14 protein-coding genes are annotated in these 18,399 nt (G+C 71.8%); 5 read left to right on the top strand and 9 right to left on the bottom strand.

All coding sequences use genetic code 11. From position 1 onward, the window contains the following. Positions 1-2 precede the first annotated feature (2 nt). Entirely contained in the window at positions 3-1,196 is a 1,194-nt protein-coding gene (locus ACIQNG_RS00135) for an RtcB family protein (RefSeq protein ID WP_401438651.1), read from the bottom strand. 216 nt (positions 1,197-1,412) lie between these two features. On the opposite strand from ACIQNG_RS00135, the gene ACIQNG_RS00130 reads away from it, so the two are divergent. From ACIQNG_RS00130 to ACIQNG_RS00120, 3 genes are all read left to right on the top strand, one after another. Next, positions 1,413-2,324: a DUF3558 domain-containing protein gene (locus ACIQNG_RS00130; protein WP_401481824.1), complete on the top strand. Its 912-nt coding sequence runs from the start codon at positions 1,413-1,415 to the stop codon at positions 2,322-2,324. A gap of 128 nt (positions 2,325-2,452) precedes the next feature. Continuing rightward, positions 2,453-3,358 (top strand): DUF3558 family protein, encoded by a 906-nt coding sequence (locus ACIQNG_RS00125; protein WP_401481822.1) that lies wholly within the window; start codon positions 2,453-2,455, stop codon positions 3,356-3,358. A 141-nt stretch (positions 3,359-3,499) separates the two neighbouring features. Continuing rightward, positions 3,500-4,954: a DUF2637 domain-containing protein gene (locus ACIQNG_RS00120; RefSeq protein ID WP_401481820.1), complete on the top strand. Its 1,455-nt coding sequence runs from the start codon at positions 3,500-3,502 to the stop codon at positions 4,952-4,954. Positions 4,955-5,041: 87 nt separating this feature from the next. On the opposite strand, the gene lysS is transcribed toward ACIQNG_RS00120, so the two are convergent. Next, on the bottom strand, positions 5,042-6,787 hold the full coding sequence (gene lysS / locus ACIQNG_RS00115; RefSeq protein ID WP_401481817.1) for a lysine--tRNA ligase: 1,746 nt from the start codon (positions 6,785-6,787) through the stop codon (positions 5,042-5,044). Between the two features lie 199 nt (positions 6,788-6,986). On the opposite strand from lysS, the gene argS reads away from it, so the two are divergent. Both argS and ACIQNG_RS00105 read left to right on the top strand, forming a co-directional pair. After that, on the top strand, positions 6,987-8,750 hold the full coding sequence (gene argS, locus ACIQNG_RS00110; RefSeq protein WP_401481814.1) for an arginine--tRNA ligase: 1,764 nt from the start codon (positions 6,987-6,989) through the stop codon (positions 8,748-8,750). A 173-nt stretch (positions 8,751-8,923) separates the two neighbouring features. After that, the gene (locus tag ACIQNG_RS00105) at positions 8,924-9,541 is read left to right on the top strand and encodes an NADPH-dependent F420 reductase (RefSeq protein ID WP_401481811.1); all 618 of its coding nucleotides are present in this window, start codon (positions 8,924-8,926) and stop codon (positions 9,539-9,541) included. Between the two features lie 104 nt (positions 9,542-9,645). On the opposite strand, the gene ACIQNG_RS00100 is transcribed toward ACIQNG_RS00105, so the two are convergent. The 7 genes from ACIQNG_RS00100 to ACIQNG_RS00070 form a co-directional block, all read right to left on the bottom strand. Continuing rightward, entirely contained in the window at positions 9,646-10,863 is a 1,218-nt protein-coding gene (locus tag ACIQNG_RS00100) for a PLP-dependent aminotransferase family protein (RefSeq protein WP_401481808.1), read from the bottom strand. A gap of 108 nt (positions 10,864-10,971) precedes the next feature. After that, positions 10,972-11,964, bottom strand: a complete 993-nt coding sequence (hemB, locus tag ACIQNG_RS00095) for a porphobilinogen synthase (RefSeq protein ID WP_401481805.1) — start codon at positions 11,962-11,964, stop codon at positions 10,972-10,974. A 54-nt stretch (positions 11,965-12,018) separates the two neighbouring features. Then, the gene (locus ACIQNG_RS00090; RefSeq protein ID WP_401481802.1) at positions 12,019-12,945 is read right to left on the bottom strand and encodes an NADP-dependent oxidoreductase; all 927 of its coding nucleotides are present in this window, start codon (positions 12,943-12,945) and stop codon (positions 12,019-12,021) included. 203 nt (positions 12,946-13,148) lie between these two features. Then, positions 13,149-14,855 (bottom strand): uroporphyrinogen-III synthase, encoded by a 1,707-nt coding sequence (locus ACIQNG_RS00085; RefSeq protein ID WP_401481799.1) that lies wholly within the window; start codon positions 14,853-14,855, stop codon positions 13,149-13,151. Further along, on the bottom strand, positions 14,852-15,823 hold the full coding sequence (gene hemC / locus ACIQNG_RS00080) for a hydroxymethylbilane synthase (RefSeq protein ID WP_401438682.1): 972 nt from the start codon (positions 15,821-15,823) through the stop codon (positions 14,852-14,854). Before hemC ends, ACIQNG_RS00085 begins: the two co-directional genes overlap by 4 nt. Then, positions 15,820-17,562 (bottom strand): glutamyl-tRNA reductase, encoded by a 1,743-nt coding sequence (locus tag ACIQNG_RS00075; protein WP_401481795.1) that lies wholly within the window; start codon positions 17,560-17,562, stop codon positions 15,820-15,822. The genes hemC and ACIQNG_RS00075 overlap by 4 nt, the downstream gene beginning before the upstream one ends. Further along, complete coding sequence (locus ACIQNG_RS00070) at positions 17,559-18,326, bottom strand: redox-sensing transcriptional repressor Rex (RefSeq protein WP_401481792.1); 768 nt, start codon at positions 18,324-18,326, stop codon at positions 17,559-17,561. The genes ACIQNG_RS00075 and ACIQNG_RS00070 overlap by 4 nt, the downstream gene beginning before the upstream one ends. Between the last annotated feature and the right edge of the window lie 73 nt (positions 18,327-18,399).

Below are 18,399 nucleotides of genomic sequence, written 5' to 3'. Positions count from 1 at the left end.
GGTCAGCCCTTCACACACACGACCTGCTTGAGCTTGGCCACGACCTCCACAAGGTCGCCCTGCCGCTCGATGACCTGCTCGATCGGCTTGTACGCGCTCGGGATCTCGTCCACGACCCCGAAGTCCTTACGGCACTCGACGCCCCGGGTCTGCTCCTCCAGGTCCTTGGTCGAGAACCTCCGCTTGGCCGCGTTCCGGCTCATCCGGCGACCCGCCCCGTGCGAGGCCGAATTGAACGCCTTCGCGTTGCCGAGCCCCTTCACGATGTACGAGCCGGTGCCCATCGACCCCGGGATGATCCCGTACTCACCGGCCCCCGCCCGGATTGCTCCCTTGCGGGTGACCAGCAGGTCCATCCCCTCGTACCGCTCCTCCGCCACATAGTTGTGGTGACAGGAGATCTCCGGCTCGAAGGTGGGCTTCGCCTTCTTGAACTCCTTGCGGATCACGTCCTTCAGGAGCGCCATCATGATCGTACGGTTGTACTTCGCGTACTCCTGCGCCCAGAACAGGTCGTTGCGGTACGCCGCCATCTGCGGGGTGTCCGAGACGAAAACGGCGAGGTCGCGGTCGATCAGCCCCTGGTTGTGCGGGAGTCGCTGGGCGACGCCGATGTGGTGCTCGGCGAGTTCCTTGCCGATGTTGCGGGAGCCGGAGTGCAGCATCAGCCACACCAAACCGGATGTATCGGTACATACCTCAACGAAGTGGTTGCCGCTGCCCAGCGATCCCATCTGCTTCGCAGCCCGTTCCTGACGGAACTTGACCGCCTCCGCGACCCCCTCGAACCGCGTCCAGAAGTCCGCCCACCCGCCGGTCGCGAACCCGTGCAGCCGCGCGGGGTCGACGGGGCTGTCGTGCATCCCGCGCCCCACCGGGATCACCGTCTCGATCCGCGTCCGCAGCCGGGAGAGATCGCCGGGCAGGTCGTTCGCGGTGAGAGAGGTCCGCACGGCGGACATCCCGCAGCCGATGTCGACGCCGACCGCCGCCGGGCACACCGCGCCCCGCATCGCGATCACGGACCCGACCGTCGCGCCCTTGCCGTAGTGCACGTCCGGCATCACCGCGAGCCCCTTGATCCAGGGCAGCGTGGCGACATTGTGCAACTGCTGCATCGCGCCGCCCTCGACGGACGCGGGGTCGGCCCACATCCGGATGGGCACCCGCGCTCCGGGCACCTCCACGTACGACATTTCTCCCCCAACCCCCGAATTCAAAGCAAAAGACTGAAATCGCAAAACCGGCGCCAAGATCAAGGAAAGGGACAACGGACCGGCGCCCACGGCTCGGCGTGCGATACACATTGTTCCCAGTGGCCACCCGCGCGCGGCAAGCGAATAACCTGCGGGGACACTGGAGTACCGGCCCCCTGGAACCACCCCGACACCCCCGTCGAGAGGAGCCTCACCGTGCAGCGGAAGGCGTTCGTACCCGGCGTCGCCACCCTCCTCGCGGCCGTCCTGGCCGGCTGCACCGGCGGCTCGGGCGACGGCGACACGTCCGACGACTCCAACCCCGGCACCACCGGCGCCGCCACCGCCGCCGCCGAACCCGGCCGCTACCGCACCCTCCCCGAACCCTGTGGCGCGGTCGGCCAGGAGACCCTCGACTCGCTGCTCCCCGGCATCAGGGAACTCCCCGACGAACGCGGGCGGGAGGAGGCGTACGAGGGCGAGGCGACCCTCACGTACGACACGGACCGCAAGGTCGGCTGCCGCTGGAAGGTCGAGTCGGCCACCGCGACCCACCACCTCCTGGTGGATCTGGAGCGCGTGGTGTCGTACGACCCCGCCGTCAGCGACGACGCACAGGCGCAGGAACTGTACGCGGCCAAGGAACAGGCGGCCGACCTCCCGGAGCCGACCGACACGACGGACACCCCCTCGAACGGCTCGTCGTCCCCCGCGAGCGACCCCTCCGGCGCGGACACACCCGAGGACTCCGAGTCCTCCGGCTCCACCGACGGCTCCACCGGCGGCTCCACCGAAGACTCCGCCGATGGCTCCTCCGGCGGCTCTTCCGACGGTTCCCCCGACTCCCCCGCGGACGGCACCTCCCCGTCCACCGATCCCACCCCCGCCCCCCTCCCCCGCACCCTGGACGATCTCGGCGACGTGGCGTTCATCGACGACGCGCTCAGCGGCTCGGGTTCGACGAGTGAGCAGCGGACGGTGACTGTGGCGTTCCGCACGTCGAATGTGATCGTCACGATCGAGTACGAGGAGCAGTCGGCGACCGTGGGCGCGACACCCGACAGCAAGGAAATGCAGGACAAGGCCAGGAAACTGGCCTCGCGGCTGGCGAATTCACTGTCCGGCTGACGGCGTGTGACCCGTTCCACACCCTTCCTCTCGTTCGCCCGGGAAGGCGGTGAACACGGTTCGCACAGGTTTCTCACCGCGTACCGTGGCCCCTCGGACCCGATCCGATGGCAGGGAACACAAGTGTCATGAGTGAAGGAACCATGCAGCGACGAGCACAGCGAGCCGACCGGAGCGACCAGCGGACCAGGCGGGTGAGCAGGGTCCTGTTCGGGGCGGCGGCCGTTCCCGTGATGCTGGTGGCGGCGGCCTGCTCCTCCGGCTCCGACGGCGGGGACGACGCGAAGAAGGCGTCGGAGAAGGCCCAGGAGACCTCCGCGAGCCCGTCCCCGACCGTGCGGGCCGCCGCGTACCGGCAACTGCCCGAGGTGTGCGACGTTCTGACGAAGAAGACCCTGGAGGACCTGGTGCCCGAGGGCACCAAGGGCAAGGAGGGTTCCTCGGACGACACGACGATGCGCGCGACCTGCTCCTGGAGCAGCCTCGACAACAACGGCGTGGACGGCTCCCAGTTCCGCTGGCTCAATGTGTCGTTGCTGCGCTTCGAGTCGGATGTCACGCGCGGCGCGGGTGACGAACTGGCGCGGGAGCACTACGAGAAGCAGGTGCGGGAGGTGCAGGCGGCGGAGGGCGCGAAGAACATGAAGCCCGAGCCGCTGTCCGGCACCGGCGACCAGGCGACGGCCGTGCGCTACGACCTGAAGAAGAAGGAGGGTGACTTCAAGCAGCAGACGATCGTGGCACGGGTGGAGAACGTGGTCGTCACCCTCGACTACAACGGCGCGGGCCTGGCGGGCGACGAGACGCCGAGCGCGGGCGATCTGATGAAGGACGCGAAGAAGGCCGCCAAGGAGGCGATCGCGTCGGTGACGAAGGCCAACGCGAGCGAGGGCGGGGGCACGGACGGGAGCACCGACGAGCCGGGCTCGGAAGGCCAGGGCGCCGCACCGGAGTCGTCCAGGAAGTCCCCTTCCTCCACGAAGTCTCCTTCGTCCTCTTCCTCCTCTTCCTCCTCGTCGTCCTCGAAGACCTGACCCGCCTCGGTGACCGGTCCGCACCCGTCCGTGACGGGTCGGCCCGGGAACCGGACCTGACCGTGGTCCAGCCCCCCGTCCTTCGCTCACATGTGCCACTCTGTTGGCCGCGCAACGAACCGCAGTGGGAGGGGAGTACGGGTGGCCGCGCCACTTGAGCTGACACGGACGCACCGCGTTCTCATCGGTCTGGTCGTCTTCGGTGCCGTGATCATCGCCGGTATCGGATTCGCCGGGTCGTACGCGGCGGTCCGCGAACTCGCCCTCCAGAAGGGCTTCGGGAACTTCAGCTATGTCTTCCCGATCGGTATCGACGCGGGCATCTGCGTCCTGCTGGCCCTGGATCTGCTGCTGACCTGGATCCGCATCCCGTTCCCGCTGCTGCGGCAGACGGCGTGGCTGCTGACGGCGGCGACGATCGCGTTCAACGGCGCGGCGGCGTGGCCGGACCCGCTGGGTGTCGGTATGCACGGCGTGATCCCGGTGCTGTTCGTGGTGTCGGTGGAGGCGGCCCGGCACGCGATCGGGCGGATCGCGGACATCACGGCGGACAAGCACATGGAGGGGGTCCGCCTCACCCGCTGGATGCTCTCCCCGGTCCCCACCTTCCTGCTGTGGCGCCGGATGAAGCTCTGGGAGCTGCGCTCCTACGAGCAGGTGATCAAGCTGGAGCAGGAACGCCTGGTCTATCAGGCCCGGTTGCGTTCCCGGTACGGCCGTGGCTGGCGCCGCAAGGCCCCGGTGGAGTCGCTGATGCCGCTGCGGCTCGCCAAGTACGGGGTGCCGCTGGCGGAGACGGCCCCCGCGGGTCTGGCGGCGGCGGGCATCGAGCCGGCCCTGATCCCGCCGCCTCCGGCGACCCCGGAGCTGGAGTCCCCGCACCCGACGCACCCCGCCCAGACGCACACCGCCCAGGCGGAGACCGGCCGGGCGCAGATCACGCAGACCCCCGCCGTCCACCACGCCCAGGCTCCGGCGCAGGCGCAGGCGCACGCCCAAGCCCAGGCCCAGGGTGAACCCCCGCTCCCCGCCCCCCGGCTCCCGCAGCAGACCGGCGGCGACGTCCCGAGCCAGTGGTTCAACACCCCTCAGCAGAAGCAGTATCAGGGTGGCTACGACCCCGGCTACGAGCCCCCGACCTTCGTCCCCGAGCAGGAACACCAGTCCTGGTACGACGAGCAGTCCGAGCGGATCCAGGCCCCGCTCCCGGTCCCCCACCCGCGCTCCCCCGAGCCCGCGGCGGCACCCGAGACGAAGCCCGAGCTGACGCCCGAGATGGCACCCGCGACGGCGCCCGAGTCGGTCGAGGAGTACGCCGAGGAGACCCCCGACCCCCAGATGCAGGTACCGAACGGGGCGGGCGGACTGCGGCCGTTGGGCGACGGTGTCCCGGAGGCGGCGCCGCCCACGGCCGACGAGCTGTACGAGGTCTTCAAGTACTCGATAGACGGCGAGGGCATCCCCACCCCCGGCACCTTCGCCGCGAACGTGGAGGCCACGTACAGCATCCGCCTCCAGTCCCGGGAACTGAACCAGTACATGGACGACTTCGCGACCCGCCTCAACGGCGAGCTGATGGAGGACCACATCGCCTGACGGCGGCGAGCCGTCCGGCACGGACGTACGGCGAAGGGGGCGCCCGGCGCGATGCCGGACGCCCCCTTCAGCGCTGGACGGGCGGGGCTACTCCCCGAGCAGCCCCCGCACCCGCTCCTGCCCGACCGCGAGCAGCAGTGTGGGCAGCCGGGGCCCGGTGTCACGGCCGACGAGCAGGTGGTAGAGCAGGGCGAAGAACGACCGCTGGGCGGTCTTGATCTCGGCGGGGAGTTCCTTGGGCGTGGCGTCGGCGGAGAAACCGGCCTGCACCTTGGGGACGCCGTAGACGAGATGGCTGAGCCCGTCGAGGGACCAGTGGTCGGCGAGGCCGTCGAGCAGGAGCCGTACGGAGTCCCGTGCCCGGTCGTCCAGGGACTTCAGCAGTTCGATGTCCGGCTCCTGGCGCACGACGGTCCGCTGTTCGGCGGGGACCTGGGTGTTGATCCAGGACTCGGCCCGGTCGTAGCGCGGCCGGACCGCGTCGAGTGACTCCAGCGGCTGCTCGGGGTCGAGTTCGGAGAGGATCCGCAGGGCCTGGTCCTCGTGCCCGGCGGTGATGTCGGCGACGGACGCGAGGGTCCGGTACGGCATCGGCCTCGGGGTGCGCGGCAGCTCACCGGTGGCGGTCCCGACGGCCCGCGCGTGGGCGGCGACGTCGCCGGGCAGGGCGGCCCCGTCGGTGACCTTGGTGTCGAGCTTGTCCCACTCGTCGTAGAGCCGCTGGATCTCCTGGTCGAAGGCGATCTTGAAGGACTGGTTGGGGCGGCGGCGGGCGTAGAGCCAGCGCAGCAGCTGGGGCTCCATGATCTTCAGCGCGTCGGCGGGGGTGGGGACACCGCCGCGCGAGGAGGACATCTTGGCCATCCCGGAGATGCCGACGAAGGCGTACATCGGTCCGATCGGCTGCTCGCCGCCGAAGATCCCGACGATCTGCCCGCCGACCTGGAAGCTGGATCCGGGGGAGGAGTGGTCGACGCCGCTGGGCTCGAAGATCACGCCCTCGTAGGCCCAGCGCATGGGCCAGTCGACCTTCCAGACCAGCTTGCCCCGGTTGAACTCGCTCAGCCGCACGGTCTCGGAGAAGCCGCAGGCGGTGCAGGAGTAGGTCAGCTCGGTGGTGTCGTCGTCGTAGGAGACGACATGGGTGAGGTCCTTGCCGCAGTTGCCGCAGTACGGCTTGTACGGGAAGTATCCGGCGGCGCCGAGGGACCCGTCGTCCTCGCCGGCCGCGCCGGACCCCTCGGCGGCCTCCAGCTCGGCCTCGTCCACCGGCTTCTGCGACTGCTGCTTCTTCCCGGTCCTGGCCTTGGTCCGGTACTGGTCGAGGACGGCGTCGATGTCCGCCCGGTGCCGCATGGCGTGCAGGATCTGCTCGCGGTAGACGCCGGAGGTGTACTGGGTGGTCTGGCTGATCCCGTCGAACTCGACGCCCAGCTCGGCCAGCGACTCCACCATGGCCGCCTTGAAGTGCTCGGCCCAGTTCGGGTGGGCGGACCCTGCGGGGGCGGGCACCGAGGTGAGCGGCTTGCCGATGTGCTCGGCCCAGCTCTCGTCGACCCCCGCGACCCCGGCGGGCACCTTGCGGTACCGGTCGTAGTCGTCCCAGGAGATCAGATGCCGCACCTGGTGCCCGCGCCGCCTGATCTCGTCCGCGACGAGGTGCGGGGTCATGACCTCCCGCAGATTGCCCAGGTGGATGGGGCCGGAGGGGGAGAGGCCCGACGCGACGACGACCGGTTTGCCCGGGGCCCGACGCTCCGACGCCTCGATGACCTCGTCCGCGAAACGGGAGACCCAGTCGACGGTCTCGGTGCTCTGAGCCACGATCGGCACGTCCTTCTTCCTCCAGAGACGGACCGGGTACGGTCACCGGCCACCCCCACATTCTCCCAGCAACGCGGCGAACGGAGAAAACCCCTTTTCAGCGCCCCCTCGGGCGGCCCCCAGGGGCCCGCGCCCAGAAAACCGCTACACCCCCCGTGGGATACTGGCCGGGTCTATCCGCCCCATCGAGGAGAACGGCACCTACCCCATGCCCTCGGTCACTTCCCTGAGCGACGCAGTCGAAGCACAGCTGTCCTCCGCCCTCACGGCCACCCTCCCGGAAACCGTCGGAGACCCCCTGCTGCGACGGAGCGACCGAGCCGACTTCCAGGCCAACGGCATCCTCGCGCTGGCCAAGAAGGAGAAGGCGAACCCCCGTGAGCTGGCGACCCGGGTCGTCTCCCGGGTGACGACCGGCGACGTGATCAAGGACATCGAGGTCTCCGGCCCCGGGTTCCTCAACATCACCCTCACGGACCGGGCGATCATCGCCAACCTCGCGGAGCGCTACGCCGACGAGACGAACCGTCTCGGGGTGCCCCTTGCCCCGCACCCGGGCACCACGGTGATCGACTACGCCCAGCCCAATGTGGCCAAGGAGATGCACGTCGGCCACCTCCGCTCGGCGGTGATCGGTGACGCCCTCGTCCAGATGCTGGAGTTCACCGGCGAGAACGTGGTCCGCAGGCATCACATCGGCGACTGGGGCACCCAGTTCGGCATGCTCATCCAGTATCTGGACGAGCACCCGCACGAACTGGACCACAAGGACGCCGAGGCCAGCGGTGAGGAGGCGATGTCCAATCTGAACCGCCTCTACAAGGCCGCCCGGCAGTTGTTCGACTCCGACGAGGAGTTCAAGACGCGCGCCCGGCGCCGGGTGGTGGACCTCCAGGCGGGGGATCCGCACACGCTCGCGACCTGGCAGCGGTTCGTGGACGAGTCGAAGATCTACTTCTTCTCCGTGTTCGAGAAGCTGGACCTGGAGGTCCGGGACGCGGACATCGTCGGGGAGTCGGGCTACAACGAGATGCTCGCGGAGACCTGCCGGCTGCTGGAGGAGTCCGGCGTGGCCGTGCGCTCCGAGGGCGCGCTGTGTGTCTTCTTCGACGACATCAAGGGGCCGGACGGCAATCCGGTGCCGCTGATCGTGCAGAAGTCGGACGGCGGCTTCGGCTACGCGGCGACCGACCTGTCGGCCATCCGGGACCGGGTGTTCCGGCTGAAGGCGAGCACGCTGCTGTACGTGGTGGACGCCCGTCAGGCGCTGCACTTCCGGATGGTCTTCGAGACGGCCCGCCGGGCGGGCTGGCTGGGCGACGACGTCACGGCGCAGCAACTGGCGTTCGGCACGGTCCTCGGCAAGGACGGCAAGCCGTTCAAGACGCGTGAGGGCGAGACCGTACGGCTGGTGGATCTGCTGGACGAGGCGATCGAGCGGGCGTCGGCGGTCGTGCGGGAGAAGGCGAAGGACCTGTCCGAGGCGGAGATCGCCGAGCGGGGTGCCCAGGTGGGCATCGGCGCGGTGAAGTACGCGGACCTGTCGACGTCGGCGAGCCGGGACTACAAGTTCGACCTGGACCAGATGGTGTCGCTGCACGGTGACACGTCGGTGTACCTCCAGTACGCGTACGCCCGGATCCGTTCGATGCTGCGCAAGGCGGGGGACGTACGGCCGGCCGCGCACCCGGAGCTGGAGCTGCACGCGGCGGAGCGGGCGCTGGGGCTGCACGTGGACGCGTTCGCGGCGACGGTGACCGAGGCGGCGGCGGAGTACGCCCCGCACCGGCTGGCGGCGTATCTGTACGAACTGGCGTCGCTGTTCACGACGTTCTACGACAAGTGCCCGGTCATCAAGCCCGAGCCGCCGAGGGACATCGCCGAGAACCGGCTGTTCCTCAGCGATCTGACGGCCCGCACCCTGCACACGGGCATGACCCTCCTGGGCATCCGCACCCCGGAACGCCTCTGAGAAGGTCTGAGAGGGCCGGGAGCCGCCAGGAGCCGCCGGGACACCGCAGGGACACCGCAGGAGAAGGTCGCAGGCCCCGTCCCTGCGACCGAGGCCCGGTCCGGGGGACGTAGGTCCCGGCTGGTCCCCCCGGCCGATACGGCGGCCGGGGCGCGGCGCCTAGCGTCCCCCGTATGCGTATCGGAATCCTCGGCACCGGCCATGTGGCCCGTGCCCTCGCACCCGCCTGGACCGCCGCCGGCCACGACGTCCTGCTCGGCTCGCGCGACCCCGGGGCCCGTTCGGCCCTGGGGCTGCCCGTCGCGACCGTGCGGGACGCCGCCGTCCACGCGGAGGTCGTCGTCAACGCGACCCCCGGCACCGAGTCCCTCGGTCTGCTCGGTGAGATCGGCGAGGCCGTCCTCGCCGGAAAGGTGATCATCGACTGCGCCGTCGGGTTCCGGGCCGACGAGTCGCTCGCCCACCCCGAGGAGCCGCTGGGCGCGCAGATCCAGCGGGCCTTCCCCTCGGCCCGGGTGGTCAAGACGCTGGCGACGGTGAACGCGCCCGTGATGGCGGAACCCACCCTGGTCGCCGGTCCCAGCCATCTCTTCGTGTCCGGCGACGACCCCGAGGCCAAACGGCTCACGGTGGCCCTGCTCACCGATCTCGGCTGGGCCGAGGACACTCTCCTCGACATCGGCGGCATCTCCACCGCCGCCGCCCAGGAGCACGCCGCGTACCTGTTCGTCGCCATCGCCCGACACCTGGGCGACTGGAACTTCGGCCTCAGGGTGGTCCCGTCCAGATAGCCGGCCCCTGCCACGGCCACCGGGGGGGGGACGGGACCGCGAAGGCGAGTCCGGGTACCGCAAAGGCGAGTCCACGCACCGCTAAGGCGAGTCCAAAGGCACCGCTAAGGCGCGTCCGTACCCCCGCCCCGCAGTCCCGCCCCCAGCCGCCGCAGCCCCTCCCCGATCTCCTCCGGTGTCTGGGTCACGAAGCACAGCCGCAGGGTCGCGCGGTCGGGTGGCCCGGCGAAGAAGGGGGCGCCGGGCACATAGGCGACGTCGTGCCGGACGACCCGGGGCAGCAGCGCGGTGGTGTCGTACGGCTCCGGCAGCCGCGCCCACAGGAACATGCCGCCCTCGGGCCGGTTCCAGACCGAGCCCGGCGGGAGGGCGTCCGCCAGCCCGGCGAGCATGGCGTCGCGCCGCTCGCGGTAGACGGCGGCGACCCGGCCGACGTGGGTGTCGAGGTCGCGGTCGGCGAGATAGCGGGCGGCGGCGAGCTGGTTGACGGTCGGGGTGTGCAGGTCGGCGGCCTGCTTGGCGACCGCGCAGGCCCGCAGCAGCGCGGCGGGCCCGCGCAGCCAGCCGAGCCGCAGTCCGGGCGCCATGACCTTGGAGAAGGAGCCGAGCAGCGCGACCCGCTCGGCGGCGTCCCCGTACGAGGCGATCCAGGGGACGGGTGCGCCGTCGAAGCGCAGTTCGCCGTACGGGTCGTCCTCCACGATCCACAGCCCGCGCCGGGCGGCGACGGCCGCGACGGCGGCCCGGCGGTCGGCGGGCAGGGTGCGGCCGGTGGGGTTCTGGAAGGTGGGGACGGTGTAGAGCAGCTTGGGCCGCTCCCGCACGATCAGGTCGTCCAGCGCGTCCGGGTCGATGCCGTGCTCGTCGCCGGGGACGGCGACGATCCGCGCCCCGGCGAAGCCGAACGCCTGGAGGGCGGCCAGGTAGCAGGGGTTCTCGACGAGGACGGTGTCACCGGGTTCGATCAGGGCGGTGGTCAGCAGGGAGAGGCCCTGCTGGGAGCCGGTGGTGACGAGGATGTCGTCGGGGGCGGTGGGCAGCCCCCGGTCGGCGATCCGGCCGGCCAGCGCGGTCCGCAGCGCGGGTTCGCCCTCGGTGGTGGCGTACTGGAGGGCCCGCTCGGGCATCTCGTCCAGCACCGCGCGGAAGGCGTCCGCGATGCCGACGGTGTCGAACAGCTCGGGGGCGGGCAGCCCGCCCGCGAAGTTGATCACCTCGGGCCGGGCGGTGACCGCGAGGATGTCCCGGACCGGCGAGCCCCCGATCGTCCGGACGCGCCCGGCCAGCGGCGGCAAGGGGGAGAGGGACTCGATGACGGTCATGGCGCGGCGGCTCCTTGGCTGCGGGACGAGAGCCTGACGGCTCGCCCCGCAGCCTAGAAAGACAGCTGCATCCTGCACAGACTTTTCCGCGATACGGACGGCCCGGCGCTACCGCAGCTTGCGCGCCGCCTCGGTCGCCCAGTAGGTGAGGATGTTCTGCGCCCCGGCCCGCTTGATGCCGGTGAGCGATTCCAGGATGGCCTGGTCGCGGTCCACCCAGCCGCGCTCGGCGGCGGCCTCGATCATCGAGTACTCCCCGGAGATCTGATAGGCGACGACCGGTACGTCCACGGACTCGGCGACCTTCGCCAGCACATCGAGGTAGGGCCCGGCCGGCTTGACCATCACCAGGTCGGCCCCCTCCTCCAGGTCGAGGGCGAGTTCGCGCAGCGACTCGCGCACATTGGCGGGGTCCTGCTGATAGGTCTTGCGGTCCCCGGTCAGCGAGGAGGCGACGGCCTCCCGGAAGGGGCCGTAGAAGGCGGACGAGTACTTGGCGGTGTACGCGAGGATCGCCACGTCCTCCCGCCCGATCCGGTCGAGCGCGTCCCGGATGACGCCGACCTGGCCGTCCATCATGCCGCTGGGCCCGACCACATGGGCCCCGGCGTCGGCCTGCACCTGGGCCATCTCGGCGTACCGCTCCAGGGTGGCGTCGTTGTCGACCCGGCCGTGCGCGTCGAGCACACCGCAGTGCCCGTGCTCGATGGTCTCGTCCAGGCAGACGTCGGACATGACGAGCAGGTCGTCACCGACCTCGGCCCGTACGTCCCGCAGCGCCACCTGGAGGATCCCGTCGGGGTCGGTGCCGGGCGTCCCGAGGGCGTCCTTCTTGGCCTCCTCCGGCACCCCGAACAGCATGATCCCGGAGACTCCGGCCGCCACCGCCTCCGCGGCGGCCTTCTTCAGACTGTCGCGGGTGTGCTGCACGACCCCGGGCATCGAGGCGATCGGCACGGGCTCGCTCACGCCCTCCCGCACGAAGGCGGGCAGTATGAGATCGGCGGGGTGCAGCCGGGTCTCGGCGACCATCCGCCGCATCACGGCAGACCCCCGCAACCGCCGGGGCCGCGCCCCGGGAAAGGATCCGTACTTCGACATACCCCTACGCTACGCCCGCGCCCCCACCCCCACCCCGGGCCCCCCGACCTCGCCCTACGCCACCCGCAGCACCACCTTCCCCCGGGTGTGCCCAGCGGCGACCCGGGTCAGTGCCTCCTTGGCGTCCTCCAGCGGCAGGGCCGCATCGACGTTCATCCGCAGTCGCCCGGTGTCGACCAGTCCGCCGAGGGCCTCCAGGCGGGCCCGGTCGACCTGGGCGGCGAAGGAGTCGCCGGTGATGCCGCGCTCCAGCGCGGGTTCGGCGTCGCTGAGGACGATGAACTCGGCCCGCCCGCCGTCCCGTACCGCGCGCAGCGCCTCGTCGCGGCTGGCCCCTCCGGCGCAGTCCATCAGCAGATCGACCCCGCCGGGGACGAGCCGCAGCACCTCCCGGGCCCATCCGGGATCGTGGTAGTCGATCACGGCCTCGGCCCCCAGCCCCCGTACGAACGCGTGGTGGTGGCCGCTCGCCACGCCGATCACCCGGGCCCCGGCCGCCACCCCGATCTGCACGGCGGCGCTCCCGACACCCCCCGCGGCGGCGGTGACCAGCAGCGTCTCCCCGCCCTGGAGCCGGCCCCGCTCGATGACCCCTTCGTAGGCGGTGCCGGCGCCGATCACCAGCCCGGCGGCCTCCTCGAACCCCGCGTCACGGGGCATCGCCGCCATCCGCGCGCCGTCGAGCACGGCCAGCTCGGCGAACCCGCCGCCCGCCGGGAACAGCGTCCCCCACACCCAGTCCCCGGGCCGCACCCCGGCCCGCTCACCGGCGGCCTCTACCACCCCGGCGATCTCCTGACCGGGCACGAAGGGCACCTGGACGCCGGGGAACCCGCCCCCGAGGAACCCCACGTCCCATGGCCCCACCCCGGCCGCGTGCACTCTGACCAGCGCTTGACCGTCCCCGGGCAGGGGCGCGGCCAGCTCCCCGACCGCGACGGCGTCCACACCGGCCAGTTCCTCGACAAGGGCTGCTCGCATGTACGCCAGCGTCACACGGCGCCGCCCGCTCGGCCATCCGGGCGAGGGATCACCCGGCGGCGGACGACGGCCCTGCGGGGGCGAAAACGGGCGTCGGCCGGGAGCACAAGCCCGCTCCCGGCCGACACCTCACCCTTCCCGCGCTCCGGCGCCGGGGTCTGCGTCGTGGTCCGTCGTCCGCCCCCGCGCTCCAGCGCCGGGGCCTAAGTCGTGGTCCGGCGTCTGCGCGAGCCCGGACGCCGCTCGCTCGGCCGGGTCACCGTCTCGCCGGCCTCGATCGCGGCCTCCCGCCGCCGCGTCCCGAACTCCGCCAGCGCCTCGGCCAGCCGGTGCACGGACGGCTCGGGGGCCATCACGTCCACCCGGAGCCCGTGCTCCTCGGCGGTCTTGGCGGTGGCGGGGCCGATACACGCGATCACCGTCACGTTGTGCGGCTTGCCCGCGATCCCGACCAGGTTCCTGACCGTGGAGGACGAGGTGAACATGACCGCGTCGAAACCACCGCCCTTGATCGCCTCCCGGGTCTCCGCCGGCGGCGGCGACGCCCGCACGGTCCGGTAGGCCGTGACGTCGTCCACCTCCCAGCCCAGCTCGATCAGCCCGGCGACCAGCGTCTCCGTGGCGATGTCGGCCCGCGGCAGAAACACCCGGTCGATCGGGTCGAAGACCGGGTCGTAGGGCGGCCAGTCCTCCAGCAGCCCCGCCGCCGACTGCTCACCGCTCGGCACCAGGTCCGGCTTCACACCGAAGGCGATCAGCGCCTGGGCGGTCTGCTCGCCCACCGCCGCGACCTTGATCCCGGCGAAGGCACGGGCGTCGAGCCCGTACTCCTCGAACTTCTCGCGCACCGCCTTGACCGCGTTGACCGAGGTGAAGGCGATCCACTCGTACCGCCCGGTCACCAGCCCCTTGACGGCCCGCTCCATCTGCTGGGGCGTGCGCGGCGGCTCGACGGCGATGGTCGGCACCTCGTGCGGCACGGCGCCGTAGGAACGGAGCTGGTCGGAGAGCGAGGCCGCCTGTTCCTTGGTACGCGGCACGAGCACCCGCCAGCCGAACAGCGGCTTGGACTCGAACCACGACAGCTGGTCGCGCTGGGCCGCCGCGCTGCGCTCACCGACCACGGCTATCACCGGCCGCCCGCCCTCGGGCGAGGGCAGCACCTTGGCCTGCTTCAGGGTCTGCGCGATGGTGCCGAGGGTGGCGGTCCAGGTCCGCTGGCGGGTCGTCGTACCGGCGACGGTGACGGTCATCGGGGTGTCCGGCTTGCGGCCGGCCGACACCAGTTCACCCGCCGCGCCGGCCACCGAGTCCAGCGAGGTGGACACGACGACCGTGCCGTCCGACGCCCCGACCTCGGTCCAGCACCGGTCGGAGGCGGTACGGGCGTCCACGAACCGGACGTCCGCGCCCTGGGCGTCCCGCAGCGGCACCCCCGCGTACGCGGGCACCCCCACGGCGGTGGCGACGCCGGGCACGACCTCGAAGGGCACCCCGGCGGCGGCGCAGGCGAGCATCTCCTCGGCGGCGTACGTGTCGAGCCCCGGATCCCCGGGCACCGCACGCACGACCCGCCTCCCGCCCCGCGCGGCCTCCATGACAAGATGTGCGGCATCCCGCTCCGCGGGGCCCCGCACGGTAGTTGACGCTCCGTCAACCACCGTCAGCTGAGGCGCGCTCGTGCCCGGACGAGGGTCCCCGGAGGGATCCGCGTCCGTGTCCACGACGGCGACGCCCGACCTGGCGTGGACGCGTACGACGTCGAGCACCTCGGGCTCGGCGACCAGGACGTCCGCGGTGGCCAGCGCCTCCACGGCGCGCAGAGTGAGCAGTCCCGGATCTCCGGGTCCGGCACCCAGGAAGGTGACGTGCCCGTGTTCCGGACCGGCGGGAAGGTTGGTGGGGCTCAATGTGCTCGCTCCCCCATCAGACCGGCCGCGCCCTGGACGAGCATCTCGGCGGCGAGTTCGCGGCCGAGGGCTTCAGCACCCTCGTGCGTCTCGGGCACGGGACCGGTGGTGGACAACTGCACCATCCGGGAGCCGTCGGTCGTGCCGACGACGCCCCGCAGGCGCATTTCCTTGACAATCTGCCCGTCGGCCAGGAGGTCGGCGAGTGCGCCCACAGGGGCGCTGCAGCCGGCCTCCAGGGCGGCGAGCAGTGACCGTTCGGCGGTCACGGCGGCCCGGGTGTACGGGTCGTCGAGTTCACCGAGCGCGGCGATGAGGGCAGCGTCTTGGGCGGTGTGCCCCGCCCTGCACTCGACCGCCAGTGCCCCCTGGCCGGGGGCGGGCAGAACCGTGTCGACCGACAGGAAGTCGGTCACTTCGTCGCTCCGGCCGATCCGGTTGAGCCCGGCGGCGGCCAGGACGACCGCGTCGAGTCCACCGTCGTGCACGTACCGGATCCGGGTGTCGACATTCCCGCGGACCGGGACCGTCTCGATGTCCAGGCCGTGGGCGCGGGCGTACGCGTTGAGCTGTGCCATGCGGCGCGAGGAGCCGGTACCGATGCGGGCCCCGCGGGGCAGATCGGTGAACTTCAGCGCGTCCCGGGCGACGAGCACGTCCCGGGGGTCCTCGCGCGCGGGTATCGCGGCCAGCACCAGTTCGGCGGGCTGCGCGGTGGGCAGGTCCTTGAGCGAATGAACCGCGAAGTCGACCTCGCCCTGGTTCAGCGCGTCCCGCAGGGCGGTCACGAAGACACCGGTGCCGCCGATCTGCGAGAGGTGCTCGCGGGAGGTGTCGCCGTAGGTGGTGATCTCCACCAGCTCGACCGGGCGTCCGGTCACCTGGCGCACGGCGTCCGCCACCAGCCCGGACTGGGCCATGGCGAGCCGGCTGCGCCGTGTCCCCAGTCTCAGCGTGTTGTCCCTCATGCCGGTCGGTCCTTCGTGTCTGTGCTGTCCTCGGCTCGGGAGACGGCTGCCACCGTCTCGGGGTCGAGGTCGAACAGGGTGCGCAGCGCGTCCGCGTACCCGGCGCCGCCTGGTTCGGCCGCGAGCTGCTTGACCCGTACGGTCGGCGCGTGCAGCAGCTTGTCCACCACGCGCCGTACGGTCTGGGTGATCTCGGCGCGGTGCCTGTCGTCGAGGGCGGGCAGCCGCCCTTCGAGGCGGGCGATCTCACCGGCGACGACATCGGCGGCCATGGTCCGCAGCGCCACCACGGTGGGTGTGATGTGCGCGGCCCGCTGGGCGGCGCCGAACGCGGCGACCTCGGCGGAGACGATGGTGCGGACCTGGTCGACGTCGGCGGCCATCGGCGCGTCGGCGGAGGCTTCGGCGAGCGACTCGATGTCGACCAGGCGCACCCCGGCGAGCCGGTGCACGGCGGCGTCGATGTCGCGCGGCATGGCGAGGTCGAGCAGGAAGAGCACGGGTTCGGGGCGCGGCGCTTCGGCGACCGGTTCCGGCTTGCGGTGCTCGGGCACCCGTCCGGCGGTCGCGGCGGTCGCGGCCAGCGCGGTGATCAGCTGGGCGTCGGCCCCGGGCCCGGTGCGTACGGTCTCGCGCCGCTCGGCGGCGGCCCCGCCGGCGACCCAGTTCGCGTGCTGCTCCAGCGTCGCCGCGTCCATCCCGGCGACGGCGGCCTCGCCCAGCACCGAGAACCCGGGCTGTACGGCGGCCAGGTCCAGCGGACACCCGTCGTCCCCGGCGGCGCCTTTGCCGGCCCCGGCGGCGGTCGTACGGCCGTCCGCGCCCGGACCGCCGGCTGGGGCGGCGGTGGCCTCGGGGGTGTCCGGGGCGTCGGTGCGGTCGGCGGCGGGTGCGCCGGTGCGGGCCTCCACCGCCTCCGCGATCCGGTCGGCGGTGAGGACCAGCCCGGTCGCTCCGGTGCAGGAGACGACGATGTCGGCACGTGTCAGCTCGCTCGGCACCGCGTCCATCGGTACCGCGCGGGCCACCACGTCCGTGTCATCGGCCAGGTTCAGGATCCCGGCGAGTCGCTCGGCACGTTCGGCGGTGCGGTTGGCGATCACTATCTCGGCGACCCCGGCCCGGGCGAGGGTCGCGGCGGCCAGCGAGGACATCGATCCGGCGCCGATCACCAGCGCCTTCCTGCCGTACGCCGGGACCCCGGCGCCGCCGGCCGTGCCGAGCTGCTCCAGGCCGAAGGTGACCAGGGACTGCCCGGCCCGGTCGATGCCGGTCTCGGAGTGGGCGCGCTTGCCGACCCGCAGGGCCTGCTGGAAGAGGTCGTTCAGCAGCCGTCCGGCGGTGTGCAGGTCCTGCGCGACGGCGAGGGAGTCCTTGATCTGGCCGAGGATCTGGCCCTCGCCGACCACCATCGAGTCGAGCCCGCAGGCCACCGAGAACAGATGGTGGACGGCCCGGTCCTCGTAGTGCACATAGAGATGGGGAGTCAGCTCGTCCAGCCCGACCCCGCTGTGCTGGGCGAGCAGCGTGGACAGCTCGGCGACCCCGGCGTGGAACTTGTCCACGTCGGCGTACAGCTCGATCCGGTTGCAGGTGGCCAGCACGGCGGCCTCGGTGGCCGGTTCGGCGGCGACCGTGTCCTGCGCGAGCTTGATCCGGGCGTCACCGCTCAGCGCGGCCCGCTCCAGGACGCTGACCGGGGCGCTGCGGTGGCTCAGCCCGACGACGAGCAGACTCATGCCGGCATCACGGCGGGCACGTCCCCGTCGGGTCCCTTGTCGGCGGACCGCTTGGCGCCCTTGGTGGCGGCCGGGGCGGCGGTGTGCTCGGCGGAGTGGTCCTCACCGGCCTTGCGCTGCTCGTGGAAGGCGAGGATCTGCAGCTCGATGGAGAGGTCGACCTTGCGTACGTCGACCCCCTCGGGCACGTTCAGCACGGTCGGGGCGAAGTTCAGGATGGAGGTGACCCCGGCGGCCACGAGCCGGTCGCAGACCTGCTGGGCGGCACCGGCGGGGGTGGCGATCACTCCGATCGACACGCCGTTGTCCTGGATGATCTGCTCCAGGTCGTCGGTGTGGCGTACGGGGATCCCGGCGACGGTCCGGCCGGTGAGCGCCGGGTCGGCGTCGATGAGGGAGGCGACCCGGAAACCGCGGGAGGCGAAGCCGCCGTAGTTGGCGAGCGCGGCGCCGAGGTTACCGATACCGACGATCACAACCGGCCAGTCCTGGGTGAGGCCCAGTTCGCGGGAGATCTGGTACACGAGATACTCGACGTCGTAGCCCACGCCACGCGTCCCGTAGGAGCCGAGGTACGAGAAGTCTTTGCGCAGCTTCGCGGAGTTGACCCCCGCCGCCGCCGCGAGTTCCTCGGATGAGACGGTGGGCACCGAGCGCTCGGAGAGCGCGGTCAGGGCGCGGAGATACAGCGGAAGCCGGGCGACGGTGGCCTCGGGAATCCCTCGGCTACGGGTCGCCGGTCGGTGAGTTCGGCCAGTTGCCACGGTGCTCCTGCGGGTAGAGCGGGGCTTTAGGCGGTCGTGTGTCCCCGGACCGCCCCGTCGACAGCAGGCTATG

It is taken from the genome of Streptomyces sp. NPDC091377 (assembly GCF_044757045.1).
In the GTDB taxonomy this organism is placed as follows: Bacteria; Actinomycetota; Actinomycetes; order Streptomycetales; family Streptomycetaceae; genus Streptomyces.
This window is presented reverse-complemented; position numbering and strand designations above follow the sequence as displayed.

Bases quoted from the DNA above. Each gene is read 5' to 3' on its own strand.
- ACIQNG_RS00075 (WP_401481795.1), bottom strand. From the start codon at position 17,562: ATGAGTCTGCTCGTCGTCGGGCTGAGCCACCGCAGCGCCCCGGTCAGC.
- argS (WP_401481814.1), top strand. From the start codon at position 6,987: ATGCCCTCGGTCACTTCCCTGAGCGACGCAGTCGAAGCACAGCTGTCC.
- ACIQNG_RS00090 (WP_401481802.1), bottom strand. From the start codon at position 12,945: ATGCGAGCAGCCCTTGTCGAGGAACTGGCCGGTGTGGACGCCGTCGCG.
- ACIQNG_RS00125 (WP_401481822.1), top strand. From the start codon at position 2,453: ATGAGTGAAGGAACCATGCAGCGACGAGCACAGCGAGCCGACCGGAGC.
- ACIQNG_RS00105 (WP_401481811.1), top strand. From the start codon at position 8,924: ATGCGTATCGGAATCCTCGGCACCGGCCATGTGGCCCGTGCCCTCGCA.
- ACIQNG_RS00135 (WP_401438651.1), bottom strand. From the start codon at position 1,196: ATGTCGTACGTGGAGGTGCCCGGAGCGCGGGTGCCCATCCGGATGTGG.
- hemC (WP_401438682.1), bottom strand. From the start codon at position 15,823: ATGAGGGACAACACGCTGAGACTGGGGACACGGCGCAGCCGGCTCGCC.
- ACIQNG_RS00100 (WP_401481808.1), bottom strand. From the start codon at position 10,863: ATGACCGTCATCGAGTCCCTCTCCCCCTTGCCGCCGCTGGCCGGGCGC.
- hemB (WP_401481805.1), bottom strand. From the start codon at position 11,964: ATGTCGAAGTACGGATCCTTTCCCGGGGCGCGGCCCCGGCGGTTGCGG.